Source organism: Pseudomonas antarctica (genome assembly GCF_900624995.1).
Lineage (GTDB): Bacteria > Pseudomonadota > Gammaproteobacteria > Pseudomonadales > Pseudomonadaceae > Aquipseudomonas > Aquipseudomonas antarctica.
This window is the reverse complement of record NZ_UYXQ01000020.1, coordinates 18,839-40,416: the sequence shown is the minus strand read 5'-3', so window position 1 is coordinate 40,416 and position 21,578 is coordinate 18,839. Positions and strand designations below refer to the sequence as shown.

Below are 21,578 nucleotides of genomic sequence, written 5' to 3'. Positions count from 1 at the left end.
GCAATGCCTACAGAAACATGCTGCCCGAGGCTTCGATGCGCTGCCCGGTGATCCAGTGACTGCCATCGGCCAGCAAGCTCGAAATCGCCCCGCCGATATCGTCCGGCAAACCGGCACGGCCCAGCGCAGTGTTGTTGGCGACCATTGCATTCACATCCGGGTTGTCGCGCACCGCGCCGCCGCTGAAGTCGGTGGCAATCGCGCCGGGTGCCAGGGTGTTTACGGTAATCGCGCGCGGGCCCAGCTCTTTGGCCTGGTAACGCGACAGCACTTCCACCGCGCCCTTCATCGAGGCGTAGGCCGAATACCCCGGCAGGCTGAACCGCGCCAAACCGCTGGAGATATTGATGACGCGCCCGCCGTCGCTGATCAGCGGCAGCAGTTTTTGCGTCAGGAAGAACGGCGCCTTGAAGTGGATGGCCACCAGGTGGTCGAACTGTTCTTCGGTGGTGTCGGCAAAGCTGGCGTGGGCACCGATACCGGCGTTGTTGATCAGAAAGTTGAAGTGATCCTGTGCGAAAACATCCTTGAGCAGCGTGGCGACTTGACCGACGAAAGCATTGAAGCAGCCGCTCTGGCTGACATCCAATTGCAGCATGGCGGCGCGGCCACCCGAGGCTTCAATCTGTTCAACCACCGCCTGGGCCTGCCGCGCTCCACCGTGTCCGAGCATGTGCAGGCGCTGGAAGAACTGCTCGGCGCGCGCCTGCTGCAACGCACCACGCGCAAGGTGCAAGCCACTCAGGACGGGCGCGTGCTGTATGAGCGCAGCAAGGATGTGCTCGCACACATGGAGGAACTTGAAGGCTTGTTTCGCCAGGATGAAGCGCAACTCAGCGGGCGCATTCGCGTGGACATGCCCAACGTGATGGCGCGGGACTTGATCCTGCCGCGCCTGCCCGAATTCATGCACGCACACCCGTTGATCGAGCTGGAAATCAGCACCACCGACCGCCAGGTCGACCTGCTCGCCGAAGGTTTCGACTGTGTGTTGCGCGTGGGCGCGCAGCCCGACCAGTCGGTGGTGGCGCGGTTGTTGTGCAGCATGGCGATGATCAACTGTGTCAGCGCCGAATACATTCAGCGCTATGGCCGGCCCGAGACCTTGGCGGATTTGGCGCATCACCAGTTGGTGCATTACGTGCGGCCATTGGGTTCACGTTCGGCGGGGTTTGAATATCAGCACGGCAACAAGGTGCACCGTGTGCCGATGGCCGGGCGGGTCACGGTCAACAGCGCTGACGCGTATAAGTCGGCGTGCCTGGGCGGCTTTGGCATTACTCAAGTGCCGGTATTGGGGATTCGCGACTTACTCGACAGCGGTGAGTTGGTGGCCGTGTTGCCTGACTACCCGGCGCCAGCGCTGGATGTGTCGTTACTCTATGCCGGGCAACGGCACCTGCCACAACGGGTGCGGGTGTTTATGGACTGGCTGGCCGCCACGCTGCAAGCCCAGATTTAACGCCGCGCCGACAACTGCTGCGGTGCCAGGAAGGCATCGTGGAAGTAGTCCCGAAACGCCTGCATCGCCGGGGTAAATGCACGCTCGCGGTGCCAGGCCAGGCCCACGCTCATCGGCATTACCGGGTCGGTCACGGTCAGCGTCTCGATGCGCTTGCCTTCCAGCGACCAGGGCCTGTGCACCAGGTCTGACAGAATCGCCACGCCGCTGCCATTGGCGACCATGCTGCGCACCGCCTCCACCGAGCTGGTGCGCAGCCGCACCTCTGGCGTTTGCCCGGCCTGTTCCCAGTAACGCATGGCGCTGTGTTCGGCTTCGTCGACGGTGAGCAGGATGTAGGGTTCTTGCGCCACATCGGCCAGGCTCACAGCACCGCGTTCACATAACGGGTGGTGGCTGGGCAGCCATAGGCGACGTTCCGAATTGAACAGGATCTCGGAAACGATATCCGCGTGAGTAAGGTTGGCGGTGAGCACCACGGCCATGTCGAATTGGCCGTTGAGTAAACCGTGTTCGATGGCCTGGCGCTCCTGCTCGAACACCTCAATGCTCACGTCCGGGTGCCAGTGCTCCATGCGCTGCAGGTGGTGCGGCAGGAAATAACCGAGCACCGTGTAGCTGGCCGCCACCCGCAGCACGCCGCTGGCGCGGTAGTCCGGCAGCGGGCTGTTCAGCGCGTCGTCCACGCTGCGCACAATCACATAGGCACGGTTGAGAAAATGCCGCCCGGCGTCGGTCAGGTTCATGCCCTGGGCCGAGCGCACAAACAGTTGCACACCGAGCATGGCTTCCAGCTCCTTGATCGCCGTGGTCACCGCCGACTGGGAGATGTTCAGGTGAATCGCCGCCTGGGAAATCTGGCCGATCTCGGCCGTGGCGACGAAGTAGCGGATTTGGCGCAAGGTCAATGACATTCAACGCTCCGATAACAGATTGTTCCCACGCTCTGCGTGGAAATGCAGCCCAGGGACGCTCTGCATCCCAATGCGTGACGCCGAGCGTCACAAGAGGCATTCCCACGCGGAGCATAGGAACGATCTGTGTGTATCTGATTTTCAGAAGATAGCCCATCTGATAATAGATCTTCCCAAGGGGTCAAGCGTCAGCCTACTTTCAGCCATCACCCTTTGGCGGAGCAGCCCCAATGCAGGCAGTGGATTTCAATTCAGACATGGGCGAAGGCTTTGGCCCCTGGACCATCGGCGATGGCGTCGACGCGGAACTGATGGCATACATCAGCTCAGCCAATATCGCCACCGGCTTCCACGCCGGCGACCCCGGCACCATGCGCCGCACCGTCGCGCGCGCCAAGCAACTGGGCGTGGCCATCGGCGCGCATCCGGGCTTTCGCGACCTGGTGGGCTTTGGCCGTCGGCATATCAATGCCCCGGCCCAGGAACTGGTGGACGACATGCTCTACCAGCTCGGCGCCCTGCGCGAAATCGCGCGTGCCCAAGGCGTGGCCCTGCAGCACATCAAACCCCACGGCGCGCTCTACATGCACTTGGCTCGCGACGAAGAAGCCGCACGATTGCTGGTGCAAAACCTGCAACTCATCGAGCCGACACTGTTGCTGTACTGCATGCCCAACTCGGTGATCTGGCGCGTCGCCAAAGAACTCGGGCAGCCGGTGGTGCGCGAGTTTTATGCCGACCGTGAGTACGATCTGAGCGGCTCCATCGTGTTTACCCGTAACGTGCGTGCGCTGGACCCTGCAACGGTCGCGGTGCGGGTCTTACGTGCTTGTCAGACAGGCCGGGTGCGCACCGTCGAAGGCGAAGACCTGCTGATCGAATTTGATTCCATCTGCCTGCACAGCGACACCCCGGGCGCCCTGGAACTGGTGGAAGCCACCCGCGAAGCCTTGGACCAGGCGGGCATTGAAGTCAGAGCTCTTCAATAAGAGAGTTCTCCAATAAGAGAGCTCCCCAATAAGATTGAAACAGCCCTTTTTGCCTGCCTTTCTACAATGATTCCAAGAGGAACAGACATGGCTCAAACGTCCCCCATCCGCTACAGCTTCGGCGCTGATGAACACCTGTTTGCCGAGGTCAGCGACAGCATGTCCCTGCAGGCTTTTTTCAAAGGCATGGCCGTGACCCGCGCCGTGGAGCGCCTGGCGCTGGACGGTGTGCTGGACGTGTGCCTGGCCAATGCATCGTTCCAGATTCGCTTCGACCCCGATCGCATCGCGCCGCATGTGCTGCTCGACGCGGTGCAAAGCGCCGAAGCCCTGGCGGTGGCCGAACGCACCTTGCACACGCGCATCATCGAAATCCCGGTGCTCTACAACGACCCCTGGACCCATGAAACGCTGATGCGTTTTCGCGACCGTCATCAAGACCCCAGCGGCACTGACTTGGAGTACGCCGCGCGCATCAACGGCCTCGCCGATGTGGACACGTTTATCGCCGCCCACAGTGGCGCGCCGTGGTTTGTGTCGATGGTCGGCTTTGTCGCGGGCTTGCCGTTCATGTTCCAGATGGTCGAGCGCGAGCGGCAATTGCAGGTGCCCAAGTACCTGCGCCCGCGCACCGACACGCCCAAATTGACCCTCGGCCATGGCGGCTGTTTCGGCTGCATCTACTCAGTACGCGGCGCCGGTGGCTACCAGATGTTCGGCGTGACCCCGGCGCCGATCTACGACCCGGCGCAGCAGTTGGCGTACCTCAAGGAACACATGGTGTTCTTCCGCCCCGGTGACATCGTGCAGTTCAAACCCATCGACCGTAACGCCTATGACCTGGCGGTTGCCGAGGTGGACGCGGGGCGTTTCGAGCTGCGCATCCGCCCGGTGGAATTTTCCCTGGATGCCTTTCTCGCCGACCCCATCGGCTATCCGAAAACCCTGCAGGAGGCGCTGGCATGATCAAGGTGCTCAAACCCGGCCTCGCCACGTCCGTGCAGGACCTTGGCCGTGAAGGCTATTACCACCTGGGCATTCCGCCCTCGGGTGCGCTGGACCAGTATGCGTTGAGTGCGGCCAACCATTTGGTGGGTAACCCACTCGGCGCGGCGGGCTTGGAATGCACGTTGATTGGCCCCGAGTTGCAGTTTCAACAGGACGCGTTGGTGGCCCTCAGCGGCGCGCTGATGTCGCCGCGCCTGGACGGTGAGGTGGTGCACCAGGACACCGCCTTCCAGGTACGCGCCGGGCAGGTGCTGCGCTTTGAATTTCCCAAGGCGGGCGCGCGGACTTATCTGGCGGTGGCGGGCGGCATTGATGTGCCGTTGGTACTCGGTAGCCGCTCGACCTACACCCTGGGCGCACTCGGTGGGTTTGAGGGGCGACGCTTGCAGGAAGGTGATCAACTGCCGATCGGCGAGGCCAGCGGGCAGGGGCGTGCGGGCAACAGTTTGCCGATGGCCTTGCGTCGCTCAGTCGGCGGCGACGTGACGTTGCGCGTGGTGCCGGGGCTGTATTACGACCGGCTGACTGACGGCGCGAAAAGCAGCTTTTTTGCCGAGCCGTGGACGGTGGGCTCGGAGGCGGATCGTATCGGCTATCGCTTCAAGGGCGGCAGTGCGTTGAGCTTTCAGCCCCGCGAGCAACCGTTTGGCGCAGGCTCGGATCCGTCGAACATCGTCGACAGTTGCTACCCGATTGGCTCGATTCAGGTGCCGGCGGGGCTGGAGCCGATTGTGTTGCACAGGGATGCGGTGTCGGGCGGTGGTTACGCGATGATTGGCACGGTGATCAGTGCGGACCTGGATGTGATCGGGCAGATGCAGCCGAATCAACGGGCGGGGTTTGTGGCGGTCAGCCTGGAGGAGGCGTTGGAGGCGCGGCGGGTGTACAAGAAGCGGCTGAAAATAATGGCCAGTTTATTCAATACCTAAAAACACATAGGGCCAAATGTGGGAGCGGGCTTGCTCGCGAAGGCGGTGTGTCAGCCAGCATATTCGGTACTGGCACACCGCATTCGCGAGCAAGCCCGCTCCCACAGTTTGATCTGTGTTGTGTCAGAACAGTTGGGTGAACAGCCAGTACAAACTGCCCGACAACAGAATCGCCGCCGGTAACGTCAGCACCCAGGCCATCAGCAGATTGCGGATGGTCTTCATCTGCAACCCACCGCCATTGGCCACCATGGTCCCGGCCACACCCGACGACAGCACATGGGTGGTCGACACCGGTAACCCGAACATATCCGCTGCACCAATCGTCAGCATCGTCACCGTCTCGGCCGAGGCGCCTTGGGCGTACGTCAGGTGCGTCTTGCCAATCTTCTCGCCCACCGTCACCACGATGCGCTTCCAACCGACCATGGTGCCCAGCCCAAGGGCGATGGCCACGGCGATCTTCACCCACAGCGGAATAAAACGTGTGGAGTTGTCGATCTGTTGCTTGAACAATTGCAGCTTGCCTTGGGTGTCGGCATCGAAGTTGCCGACTTTGCCCTTGTCCATCAGGCGAATGGTTTCGCTGCTCAGGTACATGTCGTTACGCACGTTACCGACCGCTTCGGCGGGGACTTTGGCCAGGGAACCGTAGCCTTTGACTTCATCACCGATCTGACCGGCGAGGGCGGCGAGGGCCGGCACCAGCTCCGGCGTGGCTTCCTTAGTGCGCACGTAGGTCGAAAGAATCGGCCGCGGGTCGCCCGGCAAGGCTTGCGGCGCGCTTTTCATCAGTGCCACCTGGGTGACTTCGGCCACCGCCGCAAACTGCAAGGACTGCTCGGCGGGCATGGTGCGGTTCAGCGCATAGGCCATCGGCAGGGTGCCGACCAGGATCAGCATGATCAGGCCCATGCCTTTCTGGCCATCGTTGGAGCCGTGGGCGAATGACACGCCGGTGCAGGTGAGGATCAACATGCCGCGAATCCACCAAGGCGGCGGGGTATCGCCCGTCGGTGCTTTGTACAGCGAGCGGTTTTTCACAAAGGCGCGCAGGGCCAGCAACAGCAAGGCGGCAAAGGCGAAGCCGATCAGCGGCGACAGCAGCAGCGCATAACCAATCTTGATCGCTTGGCTCCAGTCGACGCCACTGGTGCCTTCACGCCCGTGCATCAGGGCATTCGCCACGCCGACGCCGATGATCGAGCCGATCAAGGTGTGCGAAGACGATGCGGGCAGGCCCAGCCACCAAGTGCCGAGGTTCCACAGGATCGCCGCGATCAGCAAGGCGAAGATCATCGCGAAACCGGCCGAGGAACCCACCTGCAAAATCAGCTCGACCGGCAGCAAGGCAATGATGCCGAACGCCACCGCACCGCTGGACAGCAGCACGCCGAGGAAGTTGAAAAAACCCGACCACACCACCGCAAATTGCGGCGGCAGCGAGTTGGTGTAGATCACCGTGGCCACCGCGTTGGCGGTGTCGTGGAAACCGTTGACGAACTCGAAACCCAGGGCGATCAACAGCGCCACGCCGAGCAGCAGAAACGGCGTCCAGGTGGTCACTACCGTGCCCAGTTCGTGCATGTCGTGCATCAAGCTGTAGGCGGTGAACAACAGGCCCATGGCAAGCACGGCGAAGAACATGATCACCGTCACCAGGCCGGGTTTCTTGTCCAGCCGGGGTTTGGGATCTGCGTGTGAGGCGCTAGTGGAGGCAGTCAGGGAAGGGGTGGCCATGCCGGAGCATCCAGTGTGAGGAGGATGTCGTTGATGATCATTGCAGAATGTTACAGAGATGCTGCGGTAAGTCAGTGTTTAGGGCATTGGGTGTGCCACTGGTCTACAACCCCCCGCAAAACTAATGTCAGAGTGCAATCAATGTGGGAGCTGGCTTGCCTGCGATAGCCATGGGTATCTACGCAAATTTTTGTGTTGGGCTAAGCTTTTGACGGGGTTTTTAGGTAGATATGAGTACATATCCGTTGCTGCGGTAACGGCTTAGTAGGGTTCCGCTCTTACAGCGGCTCACTTTTGGAAAGACCCAAAAGTAAGCAAAAGGTCTTTGCCCCACCACTCGGCACCTCGCCTAGGCTCGGTGTGCCCGCACGCAGGCTTGAATCCGTGGGCCGCCGCGATGGGCCATCCTTGGCCCAGCGCGGCTAACCCGGCGTCCTGCCGGGTTACCCACGGATTCAAGCCTGCGTTCGGCCAGCGTGGTTTAACGGGGCGCCTCAGATCAAGATCAAAAGCAAGAGCACGGCGGCCTAGTAGCCGACCTGAGTGGTAGAAGCAAAAGCAGGGCAGAAGCAGAGCAGAAGCAGAGCAGAAGCAGGGCAGAAGCAGAGCAGAAGCAGAGCACCACCCTATCTAGCTGATGTAATGAGATCCCAATGTGGGAGCGGGCTTGCTCGCGAATGCGGTGGGTCAGTTACACATGAGCTGGCTGACCCACCGCCTTCGCGAGCAAGTCGAGTCGTCGCACCGCCGCTCCCACACAAGCCCGCCCCCACAGTTTGATTGCATTCCAAGGTCAGTAATCTTTGCGTTTGCGAAACGCCCAGCGCCCGGCAATCAAGGTAAACGTCGCCACCAACGCCACCAGAATCCAAAACCCTTGCGGGTCAGTGGAAAGCGGCACGCCCCCCACATTCATGCCGAAAAAACCGGCAATGATGTTGATCGGCAACGCCAGCACCGTCACCACCGTGAGGGTGAACAGCGTGCGGTTGCTTTGCTCGTTGAGGTTGGCGGCGATCTCTTCCTGCAACAACTTGATGCGCTCGCCCAGGGCCGTCAGGTCGTTGATGATCAGCGCAAACTCCTCGGTGGATTTGCGCAACTCCTTCACGTCTTCCTTTTGCAGCCACTGTGGCGGGCGATTGAGCAGGCGCAGCAGCGAGCCTGGCTCAAGCGCCAGCAGGCGTTGCAAGCGCACCAGCACCCGGCGCGCGGCACCCAGTTCGGTACGGTTGGTGGACAGTCGCGAGGACAGCAACTGGTCTTCGATATGGTCGACGCTGAGGCTGGTCTTGCGCACGATCTGCGTTAACACTTCGCCTTGGTCGCGCAACAAATGCACCAGCAGTTCCAGTGGCGAGCGAAAGCGTTCACCGGCCTTCACCGACGAGCGTAATTTGTCCACCGAGTGCAACGGTTGCAGGCGCGCACTCACCAGCAAGCGGCTGCGTGCACACACCCACAGCGTGGAAATATCCGAGGAAACCATGCTGCTGAAGTTGAACACCACGTCGTTGACCACCGCCAGCAAGGCCGAGTCAACGTGCTCGATACGCGTGGAGCGCGAGCCTTCGTGCAAGGCTTCAAAAAACTCCTCAGGCAATGACAAGTGCGTTTGCATCCAACGTTCGCACGCGGCGTGGGCGAGGTTCAGGTGCAACCAGAGGAATTCTTCTGGGGCTTGTGGCGCCTGCAAGGCCGCCAGTGCGGTGGCCGAATCAATCTGCTCGCCTTTTTCACCGGGGCGAAAACGAAAACCGTAGAGCAGGCCAAACAGGTCCGGATCCTGATGGCCGTGGTCGATGCTGTGGTTCATGTAGGCTCGCAGAGAAAGCGCCTGTAGGACGTTTCACAGGTTCGCGTGGGCGAATCATTACAAGGAAATTTGACAAAATTGTGACGGCTTACGGTTGGTTTCGCTGAAATGACATTTTATTCACCGACGGTCTGAGATCGTTCAAGAAGCCTCTGGAACGGCCGACTCAAGGCATAAGGACCGCTGCGAATGGGCTGAGCCTTGATAACAGGGACGTTATGGCGTGCTTGCACCTTTTCCTTGTTTTGAGGCATCCCTCCATGAATATTTTGCGCACGTCCTTGAGAGCACAAATTTTGTCGCTGCTCGGTGGCAGTCTGCTTGCGATGTTGTTGATCGCCCTGGCCTGTTTCAACTTCCTCTCCAACGGGGTACAGAGTTATCGCAGTTTGATCGACGGGCCCTTGCTCACGTCTCAACTGATTGATGAAGCCAACCTGCAATTCAAGGTGCAAGTGCAGGAGTGGAAAAACGTCCTGCTACGCGGCAAACAGCCCCAAGACCTGGAGAAATACTGGGGCCAGTTCCAGGACCGGCAGCGCGATGTGCAGGGCATCCTGACGCGGCTGGTCACCCAGACCCAAGATGACCCAGCCTTGAGCCGGCGCATTGACAACCTGCGCCAGGAACACCTGCAGTTGGGTGCGGCCTATCAAAAGGGCCGCGATGCCTACGTAGCCGCGGGTGGCGACCCGACTGCCGGCGATAACGCCGTCAAAGGTGTCGACCGGGCCACCAGTGAACAGATGAGCACCCTGGTCAGTGACCTGCGTGCGCAGGGTAGCCAGCAATCCCAAGCCATCAGCGCTTATGCCGAGCGCACGGTCATGGTGGGCTTGGCGATCATGTTGCTGTCGGGCGTGTTGATCGGCCTGTTCAGCTTGTGGTTGATCAACCGTAACCTGATCCTGCCGATTCGCAGCTTGATCGACTATGTGACGCAACTGAGCCGCGGCCGGTTTGCCGAGCGCGTCGCCAGCCGCCGCCAGGATGAACTGGGCCACTTGGCCGCCGCCGCCAATACCTTGCGTGACTTCCTTGCTGAAACCTTCAGCCGCTTGCAGCGCAGCGCCACCGACCTGGTCAGCGCCAGCGGCGAGTTGAGTTCGATTGCCGGGCAGATGGCAAACGGCACCCACGAACAATTCAACCGCACTGACCAAGTGGCCACGGCCATGACCGAGATGTCCGCCACGGCCCAAGAAGTTGCACGCCACGCCGCCAGTGCCTCGCGCGCCGCCGACGAGGCGGATCATTCGGCCCGCGAAGGCGGGGAAGTGATGAGAGTCACCATTGCCACCATCGGCCAGATGCGCAATGAAATCCTCAACACCGGCACCATCATCCGCCGCCTGGAAACCGACAGCGTGCGCATCGGCAAGGTGCTCGAGGTGATCCGTGGGATCGCCGAACAGACCAACCTGCTCGCGCTCAACGCCGCGATTGAAGCGGCGCGGGCGGGTGAGGCAGGCCGTGGGTTTGCGGTGGTGGCCGATGAAGTGCGCAGCCTGGCGCAGCGCACGGCGGCGTCGATCATCGAGATCAACCAGATTATTCACGCGGTGCAAACGGGTGCAGTGGATGCGGCCGAGGCCATTGTCAGCGGCCAGTCATGCAGCGATGACAGCGTGGAAAAAGTCTCCCAGGCCGGAGCCATGCTCAACCACATCACCCAGGCCGTGGAGGCAATCCGTGACATGAATCGCCAGATCGCCACCGCCGCAGAGGAGCAGACTTCGGTGGCCGAGGATATCTCGCGCAATATCACCCAGATCACCACGGTGGCCACGGCGAACATGGACAATGTGCAGCGCACTGAAGCGGCGAGCCAGAACCTGCGTGGTTTGTCGGCTGAGCTGAACGAAGTGACGGCGCGCTTGGGCGCCTGATCAGCCCGTCGGCAGGCTGAAGGTGAACACCGTGCCGTGCTGCTCGTCGGTGGCCACGCTCAGTTCACCGCCATGCGCCTGGGCGATCTGCTTGACGATATACCACCCCAGGCCAAGGCCCGCCTGGGGCGTTTGGGTGAGCGGGCGTGAGTAGGGCTCGAATAAACGGGGCAAGGCCTGCTCGCGGATCTGCCCGGCGTTTTTCACCGACAGTTTGAGATGGTCATGCTCGATCAGCGCCGTGACGTCCACCGGGCCATCCTTGCTGCCGTGATGGACAGCATTGGCTACCAGATTGGACAGCAACTGTGCCAGCCGATCGCGATCGCCTCTGACCCCGTCAAGGTTGCCGATCTGGGCATGAATCACGCGCTGCGGGTGCACGCTTTGCACTTCCGACACCACATGCAGCAGCGCCTCGCGCAGGCCCTTGCAATCGGCGATATTCAGCGCAATACCACTGCCCATGCGCCCACGGGCAAAGTCCAATACATCTTCAACCAGTTGCGAAGCGCGCCGGCCGCTGGCGAGGATGTGCCGAACGAGCGGGTCGGTAGCCGGGTTGGGGTATTTGCGCAGCAACCGCTCGGCGCCGAAGTTGATGGCGAACAGCGGGTTGCGCAAGTCATGCCCAAGCACCGCGATGAACTGCTCGCGCAGCTCGGCGGTGCCGCGTTCTTCCTGCAATTGCGCCTGGGTGGTTTGCAAGGTTTCTTCGGCTTCGATCTGCAAGGACAGCACCCGGGCAAACGACTCCATGGTCGACTGGATCGTGCTGCTGCGCAGCTGTGCGGGGTTGGGGTCCAGCGCGCAAATAGTGCCGAAGAAGCGCCCGTCGGTGCGGAACACCGGCACCGAGATGTAGCTTTCAAACTGGTACATGCGCGGGGTGTGATGGTCGCAGTAGAGCGGGTCTTCGCTGGCCTTGTCGATCACGACCGACACGTGGGAGCCGCGAATTTCGTGGCAGATCGTGGTGGTCAGGTCCAGCTCGCCACCCACACCGAGGCCGAACTCCAGTTGGTCGAGCACGGCGCAGGCGGTCCAGGTCTTGTCGGTCACCCGGGCCACGGCGGCAAAGCGCAGGCCGGTCATGTCGCTGATGACTTTGAGCATCGCGGGGACGGCACTGATGCGGCCAATGGTGGCGATGTCGACGGCTTTCTGCGCCATGCAGCGATCTCGTTACGCAAGGAGGTGAGCGGTGTGCCCAGGCCAATGAGTGGGATTCTAGCGACCTTGCACGTTGTAGGGGGGATTTCATTAACCAGGTGGGTACTTTCCTGCGCTTGGTTTTCGAGCAGGCATAAAAAAACCGCGTCACTTAAACAGTGACGCGGTTTTTTTGCGGTTGACTCAGGTGTCTTGCTTGGTTTGCAGCACCGCGCCGGTCTTAGCATCGAGCTTCACTTCAAAGCGTTTGCCGGCGGTGTCGGTGACGTCAACTTCGTAAACCAGCACGCCGTTTTTGTGGTCCAGCTCGGTGTCGGTGATGTTGGCGCCTGGGTGTGCGGCCACGGCGTTGGCGTTGAGTTTCTCGAAGGGCATCACGGCGCCGGATTTGAGCAGACCTTCAATGTGATCCGGACGAACATCCGCTTGGGCCAGCCCGGCAGTCAGGGTCAGGGCGGTAGCGGCGAACAAGGCAGTCAGGGTTTTCATCGTGTGTGTCCTTCTGGGTGAGCTGTTTAAGTGGCGCCAGATTAACGGGCGCAACTTAATTCATCCTTAATGGCGCACGGGCACCTATTACGGCCTGACGCTTAGTAACCGTTGTCCTGCAGCAGGTCCTGCACACTCGACGACGGCCAGCGCTTGTAGAACTTCAGCAGCTCGGCGGCGCGGTTGGTGAAGATGCCATCGACGCCGGCTTTCATCACTTTCTCGAAGTCCACCGGCTCATCGACGGTATAGACGTGTACCAGCAGGCCTTTGTCGTGGGTCAGCTTGTTCATCTCAGGTTTGACCAGGTCGGTGTAGCTCTGGTCGCCGTGGTGGGTCAGCTCGGCCGATGGGCCGGTACCGATGGCGCCGAGGCTCTTGGCTTCGTCGACCCATTTTTCGAACTCGGCGGCATCCTTCGGCTCTTGCTTGGCGTAGTAAGCGGCCTTGGTCGGTTCACCGGACTCGGCGAACGTCTGTGCGGATTTCGGCTCGATGCTGCCTGGGCCAACCCACAACAGCAGGATTTTTGGGGTGTTGGGCATTTCTTTTTGCAGCGCTTTCAAGCTGTCTTTTTCAAACGTTTGCAGCACTACCCGGCCCTTGCCTTGGCCAACGCCGGTGTTGCTCTTGCCCAGCTTGGAGCCAGCGGAGCTCAACCAGCCCTTGTCCAGCAGCTTGTTTTTCAGGTCGGCTTCGATGCCCGGGAATTGCTTGGGTTCTTTGGTTTCGATGTACAGGCCGGGTTTGTGCTGCGGGTTGCCTTCGGCGATCTTGATGATCTCGTCCAGGCTCTGGATTTTCAGGCCGACGAACGCAGGGCGCGCGCGGTCTGGGTAGGCGGTGTTGAACCAGCTGCCGGCGTCCAGGGTGCGCAATTCGGCCCAGGTGAATTCGTTGGCCGGGGCGTCTTTGCGCTCCGGGAACTTGGTGGCCACGTCGGTGGTGCGCTGCAGGTTGTTGTCGTGCAGGGCGAACAGCACGCCGTCTTTACTGCGCTGCAGGTCCATTTCCAGGTAGTCCGCGCCCAGGTCGCGGGCGAGCTTGTAGGCCGCGGCGGTGGATTCGGGGGCGTCGTAGGACGCGCCACGGTGGGCGATGACGGCCGGGTACGGAATGCCTTCGTTTGTCGCCAACTCAGCCGGGCTGATCGGGTCGGCAGCCTGCGCCTGGCCGAGGCCGAGCATCAGAGCGAGCAGCAAAGCGCTCTTGGTAAACGTGACAGGCATATGCGAAGTCCTTTCGTGGAGGTAACTTTGAGAAGGCATCCTTTTTAACAATTGATTGCGAGCGGCGCTATCACCAAACCGACATTAAGGTGCTTACGCGGCATTTTTCTGGGTTTTTTTGTGCGCCATTGCAGTATTCTTGGCCGAGCTGCCCCGTTAGAGGGCTGTAGTTTCTGCCACGCGTGTAAACCATCTTTCCAGTCCCTGTGGGGCTTTTCAGTGAGGTTTACCATGCGCATCACGTCCGAACTTATCTGCCAGGCCGCCGACCAGCTCCACGGTTTTGTCGGCCTGAACCGCAAAACCGGTCAATACATCGTACGTTTCAGCGAAGACGCCTTCGGCATGGACGTGGCCGATGACGGCATCATTCCCACCGCCGAATTTGTCTGGCTGCCGGCCGCCGACCACGCCATGACCCTGTCGCGCGAGCGCCTGCAATTGCTGCTGGACCAAAACATCGACGATCGCATCAACATCACCGAGCCGTTGCGCGCGTATATGCGCCGGGTGGAGATCCCGCAGATCAGCGCGTTGCGTAGTTTGGTCAGTTAATTCATAGAAGAACGCTGCACGGTGGAGATCCCCAAAGTGGGAGCGGGCAGCTTTTCAATTTTGGAAGGTGTAGGCCCGCTCCACTTTGCACACGCGTGTATGAAACGCCGAGTACCAGGTGGCGCGCCCTTGCTCGCGCACTTGGCGATGCTCGGCCTGCTGCTTCCAGGCCAGGATCGCTGGCTCGCTCTCCCAGTAGGACACCGTGATCCCCAAACCGTCCTCGCGCGCCGATTCCACCCCGAGAAACCCCGGTTGTTCGTGCGCCAGTTCCAGCATGCGGGCGGCAGCCTTTGCGTAGCCTTGATCACCCTCGGTGCGCAGCGAGCTGAAAATCACGGCGTAGTAGGGCGCTGCGGGTGTCTTGGCGATCATCCAGCCATCTCCTGACAGGCCTTGAGCAAGGCCACCGCCAACGGCGGTGTGACGCCCTTGAGCGCGGCGCGTTCGGGTTGGAATAAGGTGGCGACGAAAAACGGGTGATCCAGCAACTCCACGGCGCGCAGATCGCCCGCCGAATCGTGGCCGCTTGGAATCAAGTCGCCTTCGAGCAGTGCGTTGGCGAACTCGGGGTTGATGCCGTAGCGGCAGCGATAACCTTCGTGGATATCCAGCGTCCCATAAGCCTCGGCGATACGGGTGTAAGGCGCCAGACGCACAGTGTCAGTCGCCTCTGTCAGCGCGCAACTGAGCGGTGCGATCACCGCGCGTTTTGCGTCCGGGGCCATCTCGCCATGTTCGGCATCTGCCCAGCCCAGTACGTTGCGGGCATATTCGAGCACCGCATGTTGAAAACCACCGCACGTGCCGAGCAAAGGCCGCTTGTGCTTGCGGGCAAAACCAATCGCCCGCAATGCACCGTCGGTGTCGCGGTAGGGGCTGGCGGGAACACACCAGAAGCCGTCGAAGGTCTGCAGTTCAGTGGTGGGCGTGATCGAGTCTGTGTCGAGCCATTGCACGTGAACGTTCAGGTTCAGGGCGTTGGCTGCCTGTTGCAGCGCCACGGGAATGGCCTGGTGCGCAATCACGTCAGGGTTGTAATCGCCAATCAGGGCGAGTTGCAGGGTGCTGGCTTTCATCGTGTACGTCCCATGGCTTGTTGTGTCCTGATAGGCACTATAGATTGGCGTTCATGCAATCAGTATTGGCGTTTGCCCATATGTTCAATGCAGCCACGCACTATCAAATTGACTACCCCGACCTCTCGCTGATCCTCGCCTTGGTGCGCGGCGGCACGCTTGCGCGAGCGGCGGCGCTGTTGCGGGTGGATGTGTCCACGGTGTTTCGCGCCGTGCGGCGGCTGGAGGCGGCCCTGGGCCAGACGCTGTTTGAAAAAAACCGCGCCGGTTACCTGCCCACCAGCTTGGCCAGCAACCTGGCGCAACAGGCCGAGCGCGCGGAACAGGCCTTGGAAGCGGCGCGCATTGGCGTGGAGCAGGGCGGTGAAGTGATCAGTGGCACCGTGCGCCTGACCTGTACCGATTCGGTGCTGCAAGGTTTGCTGCTGCCGGCGCTGGCGCAGTTTATGCCCGGGTATCCGGCGTTGACCCTGGAGCTGAGCACGTCGAATGATTTCGCCAACCTCAGCCGTCGCGATGCGGACATCGCCCTGCGCCTGACCAAGACACCGCCGGAGCACCTTGTTGGCCGTTGCCTGGGCACGGTGAACTATCAGGTGTGTGCCAGTGCCGGTTTCGCCCGTCAGCATGACGGCCACGAGTTGGCCGACCTGCCTTGGATCGCGCCGGATGACTTCCTGCCCGATCACCCCAGCGTTGTTTGGCGTCGCGAGCACTTGCCGGGCGTACGCCCCAGTTATCGCTGCAACAGTATGTTGTCGGTCACCGAACTGGTGCGCGCGGGGCTGGGCGTGGCGGCACTGCCGGACTTTCTATTGGGCGATGGCCTGCAACCACTGGGCCCTGCATTGGCCGGGCGTGACACCGCGCTGTGGCTGCTCACGCGCCCAGACTGCCGGGCGCTGCGGTCGGTGGTGACGTTATTTGATGAGCTGGGGCGGCATGTGCGGTTGCCGTGAACAGCGCTTTTTTGGCCAGTGGGATTACTGTGGCGAGCGGGCTTGCCACAGAGGTTGTGTGCGCAAGCCCGCTGTTTTTTCAGGGTTTGCGCACAAACTGATCATGCATTTCGCACGTCAGGGTCTCGATACGCTCGGTCAGTTGCTTGGTCAATTCCGTCAGGCGGGTGTTCTGCTCCAGCAATTCCAGCAGCTGTTGGGTGGTTTGCGCGGCCTGGGCCTGGCGCTCAATGTTAGCAATGGCGATATCTTCGCGGTGTTGCGCATCGGCCTCGGACTGCGCTTTGTCGCGGGCGGCCTGGCGTGTCTGGGCCAGCAGGATCAGCGGCGCTGCATAGGCTGCTTGCAGGCTGAAGGCGAGGTTGAGCAGGATGAACGGGTACACGTCGAAGTGGGTGATGCCGGTTATGTTCAGCACGATCCACACCAACACGATCACGGTTTGCGCGCCTAGGAACGTCGGCGTCCCGAAGAACCGAGCGAAGGCTTCGGCTTTAAGGGCAAATGTGTCGTTCCCGAAGGTCGACGTCAGGTGGGCGTGAACACGGTGGAAACGCAGGTGATCGACGGGGGCAGCTTCTGGTTTGTCTGGGGGCATGGCGGGCTCGAATCCTGAGCGTAAAGACAATCAGCACTATAGACCGAGCCGCCAGGCCAGACACATGAAGATCGGGTCAGCTGGTGCCTCGCTCATTGGCAAACGCACTCACCGCTTGGACGGCTTCGCCGGTGCCTTCGCGAATCTGCAAGATCACCGTGCCCGCCTGGTTGGCCAACTCCACGCCCTGTGCGGCGCGGTCGCGGGTGCCTTCCATGCTGTCGATGGCTTGGCGGGTTTGCTCCTGGATCATCGCGATCATGCTGGAAATCTCCGCTGTCGAGCCGCTGGTGCGCGCTGCCAGCTGCCGCACTTCATCGGCGACCACAGCAAAGCCGCGGCCTTGCTCGCCGGCGCGTGCGGCTTCGATGGCGGCGTTGAGTGCGAGCAAGTTGGTCTGGTCGGCAATCCCGCGAATGGTGTTGACGATGGCGGTGATCTGTTGCGAGCGCTCGCCCAGCTTGGCGATCAGTTGCGAAGAGCCTTCAATGTCGGCGGCAATTTCGCGCATGCCAGTGGCGGTTTGCTGGATCACATCGGCGCCTTTTTCGGCGATGTCACGGGTGCTCAGGGAGATGTGGTAAGCCTGCGCTGCGCTTGCGGCGTCGGCGGCGTGTTGCTGCACTCTGGCGGTGATGTCGGAGGCGAACTTCACCACCTTGCACAGTCGCCCGCTGGCGTCGTACACCGGGTTGTAATTGGCTTCGAGCCAGACCGTCTGACCGTTTCTGTCGATGCGCTCGAACTGGCCGCTGAACAGCTCGCCCTGGTTCAAGCGTTTCCAGAACTCGGCGTACGTGGCACTACTGGCCAACTCCGGCTTGCAGAACAGGCGGTGATGCTTGCCCTGGATCTGCGCCAGGCTGTAGCCCATACGCTGTAAAAAGTTCGGGTTGGCGGTAAGGATGGTGCCGTCGAGGTTGAACTCGATCACGGCCATCGCGCGGTCGATGGCGCCCAGCTTGGCGTTGGCTTCGCTTTCGGCCTGCAGGCGTGGGGTGACGTCCATCGCGTACTTCACCACTTTGATGACCTGGCCGGCTTCATCGCGCACCGGGTTGTAGCTGGCTTCCAGCCACACCGACTGGCCGTCGCCGGCCACCCGTTCAAAGGTGCCCGATTGGAAGTGGCCATTGCGCAACTGCGTCCACAGCTGGTTGTACTCGGCGCTGCGGGCGAACGTGGGCGTGCAGAACATCCGGTGGGCCTGGCCCGCGATTTGTTCGGCGCGGTAGCTCATGGTCTTGAGGAAATTGTCGTTGGCCCGTAATACCGTGCCTTGCAGGTCGAATTCGATCACTGCCATGGAGCGCTCGATGGCATCCAGCAGGCTGGCTTGTTGGGCGTTGGTGTGTTGCAGGGTGTTGATGGTTTTTTTATGGGCGTTGAATAGCATGTTCGAGAGCTCGGGGAAGCACGCGTCTGAGGTATCCATGAATATGCGCCTGCCCCCGTAGGGCGCTGAGCCTTACGGTTGACGTGCTCATTGTCAGCTTCCTTGTGCCGACAGAGGGGGGTTGAACAACGGACTCAGAGTGATCGGCCGGCCAAGAAGTTCGCCGCAACGGCCGCGATCTTATGGGCTATGCGACCAATGGCGGCATTATGCTATCGCGGCGACGCAGCGGCGGAACATTCAGACGAGATGCCGTAGGACGACTTAGGCCGAGTGGGCGACCACGTAGTCGCTGACCTTGACTCGGTTGCGACCGGTGTCTTTGGCGGCATACAGCGCACGATCCGCGGCGTTGAGCCACATTGCGGCATCGCTGAAGGACGGTTGAAAGTCAGCCAGGCCAATGCTCAGGCTCACGTGCAGCTCGGGGATGTGAGGGTTGCGATAGTTACTGAATGTTTCGCGCATGTGTTCCATGACCTGTGCGGCTACCTCCAGGGGCATTTGCGGAAGAATCACACAGAACTCGTCACCTCCGTAACGGCCGGCCAAGTCGTTTTCCCGCAGGACTCTGCGCAACTCCAGGCTAAGTTGCCGCAGCACTGCATCACCCACGATATGGCCGTGGGTGTCATTGATCTGCTTGAAGTGGTCGATATCGATCAGCGCGATGGTGGCGTGGCTTTGTTGCTGTTGGCACTTGTGGAATTTGAGGTGCAACAGGTCTTTCCAGGACCCGTGGTTAAGCAAGCCGGTCAGGCTGTCGGTGCGGCTCAGGGCGCTGAGCGCGCGTTTATGTTCCGACAACTTGATTGCCAACTGATAGCAGACCATGCCGATGGCCACTGGATAGAGCATCAACATGGGCAGGCAGGTGTAGACCTGGGCTAGGCCGACGTTGGGGTTGAACTTGATCCCGAACACCCCCCACGCGACCCCGATACCGACGAACTGCGCCAGCACCCCGCGAAGGAACAGGCGCTTGCCGCCGGCCGCGACGTTGTTCATGGTCATCATCGACAAGATGGTCACGGCCGTCAGCGGCGTGAACTGGGTAGCCGCCGCCCAGAAGCCGCCGAACAGCGAGTCATAAAGTAAGTTGCGCTGTTCAGCCTGGTAGGGAAACTGTGAGCGCGTTGATAGCTGGTAGGCCACATGCGCCCAAGCGTAGCCATTGAATATCAGGAACGCCCAGACCCAACCCGGCATAGCCAAAGGGTAAAGGGCGCCGACGACACTGATACAACCGATACCCAGGCCGATGATCCTTGGCTTGTAGATACGCCTGGCAAATGAAAGCCCTTTGCCTCGTCTGTTTTCCATAATGTTCCGGGTCAGCTCTTTTTTGCAGATACGACAGCGTGCGTCAGCGGCTAGAACCGTTGATCGGATAATAGTTGTGAATATTGTCAGTTATTCGCGTAGGAATAATCAGTGTCCTTCCAGGCCATTTGTGCAATGCAGTGTGCAAATGGGTTAAAAACGACCTGGAATGTCGCTCATGCAACCGGCTTTTGCTGCGGGCGGGAAGCGCTGACTTCGTAGCCGGCGAGGAACAGGTCGATAGCCGACTCGATAACGTCAGCCTGGCTGGCGTCGTCAAGCGTCGGTTGGCCCTGGGTGATTTGTGGCCAGAACGCGAAAGCTTTGAGCAGGCTTTGTATCTGAAGGGCCGCGAAGGCCGGGTCGGTGCAGTTGAGGCGGCCATCTTCCTGAGCGGCGCGTACCCACAGGGTAAAACCCTCTTCGCGCTTGCTCAGGCGGTTGACCATGTCTTGCGCGCGTTCCGGCGAATGAATGGTCGCGGCAATCGCGACACGGGCCAGGTCGAGGAAGTTGGCGTCCGACATCATCTGCATTTTCGCCTGCAGCAAGCCGCGTAATTGATCGCGCAATGGGCGGTCACTGGCGTAGCTCAGGTCCAACTGGGCAACACTGCTGGCCCACAGTTGGTGGAGAATTTCTGCAAATAACTCTTCCTTGCTGGGGAAGTGGTTGTACACCGTACGCTTGGAAACGCCGGCGGTGGCAGCGATTTTGTCCATGCTGGTGACCTCGAACCCGTTAGCCCGAAACTCGGTGATAGCCGCGGCCACGATGGCTTCGCGTTTACGGTCGGTGAGGCGTTGGGGCGCAGTCATGGATAGCATTCAGCTCTAAGGGAAAATTACACTCGGTAGTTTACTTGCTCCGGGTTTTGTTGCAATCTAGAAACTACACTGTGCAGTGTAACTATAAGGGCGGAATGTAGGAGTCACTCAACAATGGCCACGATTTCAAGCCGACTCGATCCAGCGCCAACGGCACGCAAGCCTGCCGATCAGGAGCAAGGATATTTCAGCAACGAAGCCCCGGTGCAACACGGGGGCTTTGGCAAAACGTTGCGGATTTTCTGGAACATGCTTTTCAACAAGCCACGCAGCACGCGGCCCGTGGGCAAGGTCCCGGTGCAACCGCTGACGCGTGAGCAGCTTCTGGCCGCTCCCGATCACAGTGTGTTCCGCCTTGGGCATTCCACCGTCTTGCTGAAAATGCGCGGTAAATTCTGGGTAACCGACCCGGTGTTCGCCGAGCGCGCCTCACCGTTCAGTTGGGCCGGGCCCAAGCGCTTCCACCCGCCACCTATCAGCCTGGAAGACCTGCCCCCACTGGAAGCGGTGATTCTTTCCCACAATCATTACGACCATCTTGACCACAAGGCCGTGGTGCAACTGGCCGACAAAACCCGCTACTTTCTCGCCCCGCTGGGCGTAGGCGACATCCTGATCAAATGGGGTGTGGACGCCAGCAAAGTGAGGCAACTGGATTGGTGGGCAGGCACTGAAGTGGACGGCATTCGTTTTGTCGCCACGCCGGCCCAGCACTTTTCCGGGCGTGGCCTGTTTGATAGCAACCAGACCCTGTGGTGTTCCTGGGTGATGATCGACGGCGCACGGCGAATCTTTTTCAGCGGCGACACCGGTTATTTCGACGGTTTCAAACGTATTGGCGAACACTACGGCCCGTTTGACCTGACGCTGATGGAAACAGGTGCTTACAACGTCGATTGGCCGCACGTGCACATGCAGCCGGAACAAACCCTGCAAGCACACATCGACCTAAAGGGGCGTTGGTTGCTGCCGATTCACAACGGCACCTTCGACTTGGCGTTCCACGCCTGGCACGAACCGTTCGACCGCATCATGGCCCTGGCCTGGGAGCGCAACGTGTCGATTACCACGCCGGCGATGGGTCAGGCGTTCAGCTTGAACCAGCCTGAGCGCGGTCATGCGTGGTGGCTGGACGTGGAAACTCAAGGTGCGCAAGAGCACGCTGCGGGCTGACGAGCGTGGGCCCTGGAAAAATGAGTTTTC

Annotated in this window: 21 protein-coding genes; 8 read left to right on the top strand and 13 right to left on the bottom strand. The window is 60.7% G+C overall.

Going from position 1 to position 21,578, the window contains the following annotated elements:
- Positions 1–7: 7 nt before the first annotated feature.
- On the bottom strand, positions 8–715 hold the full coding sequence (locus tag E0F99_RS13865) for an SDR family NAD(P)-dependent oxidoreductase (RefSeq protein ID WP_408003428.1): 708 nt from the start codon (positions 713–715) through the stop codon (positions 8–10).
- On the opposite strand from E0F99_RS13865, the gene E0F99_RS13860 reads away from it, so the two are divergent.
- Positions 626–1,462: a LysR substrate-binding domain-containing protein gene (locus E0F99_RS13860; protein WP_408003435.1), complete on the top strand. Its 837-nt coding sequence runs from the start codon at positions 626–628 to the stop codon at positions 1,460–1,462. The two genes, E0F99_RS13865 and E0F99_RS13860, sit on opposite strands and share 90 nt — an antisense overlap.
- On the opposite strand, the gene E0F99_RS13855 is transcribed toward E0F99_RS13860, so the two are convergent.
- Entirely contained in the window at positions 1,459–2,376 is a 918-nt protein-coding gene (locus tag E0F99_RS13855) for a LysR family transcriptional regulator (protein ID WP_083357108.1), read from the bottom strand. The two genes, E0F99_RS13860 and E0F99_RS13855, sit on opposite strands and share 4 nt — an antisense overlap.
- A gap of 230 nt (positions 2,377–2,606) precedes the next feature.
- On the opposite strand from E0F99_RS13855, the gene E0F99_RS13850 reads away from it, so the two are divergent.
- The 3 genes from E0F99_RS13850 to E0F99_RS13840 all read left to right on the top strand — a co-directional run bounded on the left by E0F99_RS13850 (position 2,607) and on the right by E0F99_RS13840 (position 5,302).
- Entirely contained in the window at positions 2,607–3,365 is a 759-nt protein-coding gene (locus tag E0F99_RS13850) for a 5-oxoprolinase subunit PxpA (protein WP_083357109.1), read from the top strand.
- Between the two features lie 87 nt (positions 3,366–3,452).
- Positions 3,453–4,331 carry a 5-oxoprolinase subunit B family protein gene (locus E0F99_RS13845; protein ID WP_083357110.1) on the top strand — a complete coding sequence of 293 codons (879 nt, stop codon included), beginning with the start codon at positions 3,453–3,455 and terminating at the stop codon, positions 4,329–4,331.
- On the top strand, positions 4,328–5,302 hold the full coding sequence (locus tag E0F99_RS13840) for a 5-oxoprolinase subunit C family protein (RefSeq protein ID WP_083357111.1): 975 nt from the start codon (positions 4,328–4,330) through the stop codon (positions 5,300–5,302). Before E0F99_RS13845 ends, E0F99_RS13840 begins: the two co-directional genes overlap by 4 nt.
- Positions 5,303–5,425: 123 nt before the next feature.
- On the opposite strand, the gene E0F99_RS13835 is transcribed toward E0F99_RS13840, so the two are convergent.
- Both E0F99_RS13835 and E0F99_RS13825 read right to left on the bottom strand, forming a co-directional pair.
- Positions 5,426–7,042: an inorganic phosphate transporter gene (locus tag E0F99_RS13835; RefSeq protein WP_083357112.1), complete on the bottom strand. Its 1,617-nt coding sequence runs from the start codon at positions 7,040–7,042 to the stop codon at positions 5,426–5,428.
- A 793-nt stretch (positions 7,043–7,835) separates the two neighbouring features.
- Positions 7,836–8,858, bottom strand: coding sequence for a transporter (locus E0F99_RS13825; protein WP_083357113.1), 1,023 nt, complete (start codon positions 8,856–8,858; stop codon positions 7,836–7,838).
- Positions 8,859–9,118: 260 nt separating this feature from the next.
- On the opposite strand from E0F99_RS13825, the gene E0F99_RS13820 reads away from it, so the two are divergent.
- Positions 9,119–10,747 (top strand): methyl-accepting chemotaxis protein, encoded by a 1,629-nt coding sequence (locus E0F99_RS13820; RefSeq protein ID WP_083357114.1) that lies wholly within the window; start codon positions 9,119–9,121, stop codon positions 10,745–10,747.
- Here E0F99_RS13820 and E0F99_RS13815 read toward each other — a convergent pair whose 3' ends face one another.
- From E0F99_RS13815 to E0F99_RS13805, 3 genes are all read right to left on the bottom strand, one after another.
- Entirely contained in the window at positions 10,748–11,920 is a 1,173-nt protein-coding gene (locus E0F99_RS13815) for a GAF domain-containing sensor histidine kinase (RefSeq protein ID WP_130908794.1), read from the bottom strand.
- 183 nt (positions 11,921–12,103) lie between these two features.
- Positions 12,104–12,409, bottom strand: a complete 306-nt coding sequence (locus tag E0F99_RS13810; RefSeq protein WP_083357116.1) for a PepSY domain-containing protein — start codon at positions 12,407–12,409, stop codon at positions 12,104–12,106.
- A 101-nt stretch (positions 12,410–12,510) separates the two neighbouring features.
- Entirely contained in the window at positions 12,511–13,638 is a 1,128-nt protein-coding gene (locus E0F99_RS13805; protein WP_083357117.1) for a glycerophosphodiester phosphodiesterase, read from the bottom strand.
- 231 nt (positions 13,639–13,869) lie between these two features.
- Here E0F99_RS13805 and E0F99_RS13800 point away from each other — a divergent pair, with 231 nt between their 5' ends.
- Positions 13,870–14,193: a DUF2025 family protein gene (locus E0F99_RS13800; protein ID WP_083357118.1), complete on the top strand. Its 324-nt coding sequence runs from the start codon at positions 13,870–13,872 to the stop codon at positions 14,191–14,193.
- A gap of 54 nt (positions 14,194–14,247) precedes the next feature.
- On the opposite strand, the gene E0F99_RS13795 is transcribed toward E0F99_RS13800, so the two are convergent.
- Both E0F99_RS13795 and E0F99_RS13790 read right to left on the bottom strand, forming a co-directional pair.
- The gene (locus tag E0F99_RS13795) at positions 14,248–14,568 is read right to left on the bottom strand and encodes an antibiotic biosynthesis monooxygenase family protein (protein ID WP_083357119.1); all 321 of its coding nucleotides are present in this window, start codon (positions 14,566–14,568) and stop codon (positions 14,248–14,250) included.
- Positions 14,565–15,272 carry a CTP synthase C-terminal region-related (seleno)protein gene (locus E0F99_RS13790; RefSeq protein WP_083357120.1) on the bottom strand — a complete coding sequence of 236 codons (708 nt, stop codon included), beginning with the start codon at positions 15,270–15,272 and terminating at the stop codon, positions 14,565–14,567. The genes E0F99_RS13795 and E0F99_RS13790 overlap by 4 nt, the downstream gene beginning before the upstream one ends.
- A gap of 80 nt (positions 15,273–15,352) precedes the next feature.
- Between E0F99_RS13790 and E0F99_RS13785 the strand changes: the two genes are divergently transcribed.
- Positions 15,353–16,231: a LysR family transcriptional regulator gene (locus E0F99_RS13785; protein ID WP_083360371.1), complete on the top strand. Its 879-nt coding sequence runs from the start codon at positions 15,353–15,355 to the stop codon at positions 16,229–16,231.
- A 79-nt stretch (positions 16,232–16,310) separates the two neighbouring features.
- On the opposite strand, the gene E0F99_RS13780 is transcribed toward E0F99_RS13785, so the two are convergent.
- From E0F99_RS13780 to E0F99_RS13765, 4 genes are all read right to left on the bottom strand, one after another.
- The gene (locus E0F99_RS13780; RefSeq protein ID WP_083357121.1) at positions 16,311–16,829 is read right to left on the bottom strand and encodes a DUF1003 domain-containing protein; all 519 of its coding nucleotides are present in this window, start codon (positions 16,827–16,829) and stop codon (positions 16,311–16,313) included.
- Positions 16,830–16,905: 76 nt separating this feature from the next.
- Positions 16,906–18,225 (bottom strand): methyl-accepting chemotaxis protein, encoded by a 1,320-nt coding sequence (locus tag E0F99_RS13775; protein ID WP_083357122.1) that lies wholly within the window; start codon positions 18,223–18,225, stop codon positions 16,906–16,908.
- Between the two features lie 264 nt (positions 18,226–18,489).
- Complete coding sequence (locus tag E0F99_RS13770; protein WP_083357123.1) at positions 18,490–19,548, bottom strand: diguanylate cyclase; 1,059 nt, start codon at positions 19,546–19,548, stop codon at positions 18,490–18,492.
- A 176-nt stretch (positions 19,549–19,724) separates the two neighbouring features.
- Positions 19,725–20,366: a TetR/AcrR family transcriptional regulator gene (locus E0F99_RS13765; RefSeq protein WP_083357124.1), complete on the bottom strand. Its 642-nt coding sequence runs from the start codon at positions 20,364–20,366 to the stop codon at positions 19,725–19,727.
- A gap of 123 nt (positions 20,367–20,489) precedes the next feature.
- On the opposite strand from E0F99_RS13765, the gene E0F99_RS13760 reads away from it, so the two are divergent.
- On the top strand, positions 20,490–21,548 hold the full coding sequence (locus E0F99_RS13760) for an MBL fold metallo-hydrolase (protein WP_083357125.1): 1,059 nt from the start codon (positions 20,490–20,492) through the stop codon (positions 21,546–21,548).
- Positions 21,549–21,578 lie beyond the last annotated feature (30 nt).

What these genes read in the sequence shown, in the direction of transcription:
- E0F99_RS13790 (WP_083357120.1), bottom strand. Translation starts at nt 15,272, where the DNA reads ATGAAAGCCAGCACCCTGCAACTCGCCCTGATTGGCGATTACAACCCT.
- E0F99_RS13855 (WP_083357108.1), bottom strand. Translation starts at nt 2,376, where the DNA reads ATGTCATTGACCTTGCGCCAAATCCGCTACTTCGTCGCCACGGCCGAG.
- E0F99_RS13800 (WP_083357118.1), top strand. Translation starts at nt 13,870, where the DNA reads ATGCGCATCACGTCCGAACTTATCTGCCAGGCCGCCGACCAGCTCCAC.
- E0F99_RS13840 (WP_083357111.1), top strand. Translation starts at nt 4,328, where the DNA reads ATGATCAAGGTGCTCAAACCCGGCCTCGCCACGTCCGTGCAGGACCTT.
- E0F99_RS13850 (WP_083357109.1), top strand. Translation starts at nt 2,607, where the DNA reads ATGCAGGCAGTGGATTTCAATTCAGACATGGGCGAAGGCTTTGGCCCC.
- E0F99_RS13775 (WP_083357122.1), bottom strand. Translation starts at nt 18,225, where the DNA reads ATGCTATTCAACGCCCATAAAAAAACCATCAACACCCTGCAACACACC.
- E0F99_RS13770 (WP_083357123.1), bottom strand. Translation starts at nt 19,548, where the DNA reads ATGGAAAACAGACGAGGCAAAGGGCTTTCATTTGCCAGGCGTATCTAC.
- E0F99_RS13825 (WP_083357113.1), bottom strand. Translation starts at nt 8,858, where the DNA reads ATGAACCACAGCATCGACCACGGCCATCAGGATCCGGACCTGTTTGGC.
- E0F99_RS13785 (WP_083360371.1), top strand. Translation starts at nt 15,353, where the DNA reads ATGTTCAATGCAGCCACGCACTATCAAATTGACTACCCCGACCTCTCG.
- E0F99_RS13795 (WP_083357119.1), bottom strand. Translation starts at nt 14,568, where the DNA reads ATGATCGCCAAGACACCCGCAGCGCCCTACTACGCCGTGATTTTCAGC.
- E0F99_RS13805 (WP_083357117.1), bottom strand. Translation starts at nt 13,638, where the DNA reads ATGCCTGTCACGTTTACCAAGAGCGCTTTGCTGCTCGCTCTGATGCTC.
- E0F99_RS13760 (WP_083357125.1), top strand. Translation starts at nt 20,490, where the DNA reads ATGGCCACGATTTCAAGCCGACTCGATCCAGCGCCAACGGCACGCAAG.
- E0F99_RS13845 (WP_083357110.1), top strand. Translation starts at nt 3,453, where the DNA reads ATGGCTCAAACGTCCCCCATCCGCTACAGCTTCGGCGCTGATGAACAC.
- E0F99_RS13820 (WP_083357114.1), top strand. Translation starts at nt 9,119, where the DNA reads ATGAATATTTTGCGCACGTCCTTGAGAGCACAAATTTTGTCGCTGCTC.
- E0F99_RS13780 (WP_083357121.1), bottom strand. Translation starts at nt 16,829, where the DNA reads ATGCCCCCAGACAAACCAGAAGCTGCCCCCGTCGATCACCTGCGTTTC.
- E0F99_RS13835 (WP_083357112.1), bottom strand. Translation starts at nt 7,042, where the DNA reads ATGGCCACCCCTTCCCTGACTGCCTCCACTAGCGCCTCACACGCAGAT.
- E0F99_RS13815 (WP_130908794.1), bottom strand. Translation starts at nt 11,920, where the DNA reads ATGGCGCAGAAAGCCGTCGACATCGCCACCATTGGCCGCATCAGTGCC.
- E0F99_RS13810 (WP_083357116.1), bottom strand. Translation starts at nt 12,409, where the DNA reads ATGAAAACCCTGACTGCCTTGTTCGCCGCTACCGCCCTGACCCTGACT.
- E0F99_RS13765 (WP_083357124.1), bottom strand. Translation starts at nt 20,366, where the DNA reads ATGACTGCGCCCCAACGCCTCACCGACCGTAAACGCGAAGCCATCGTG.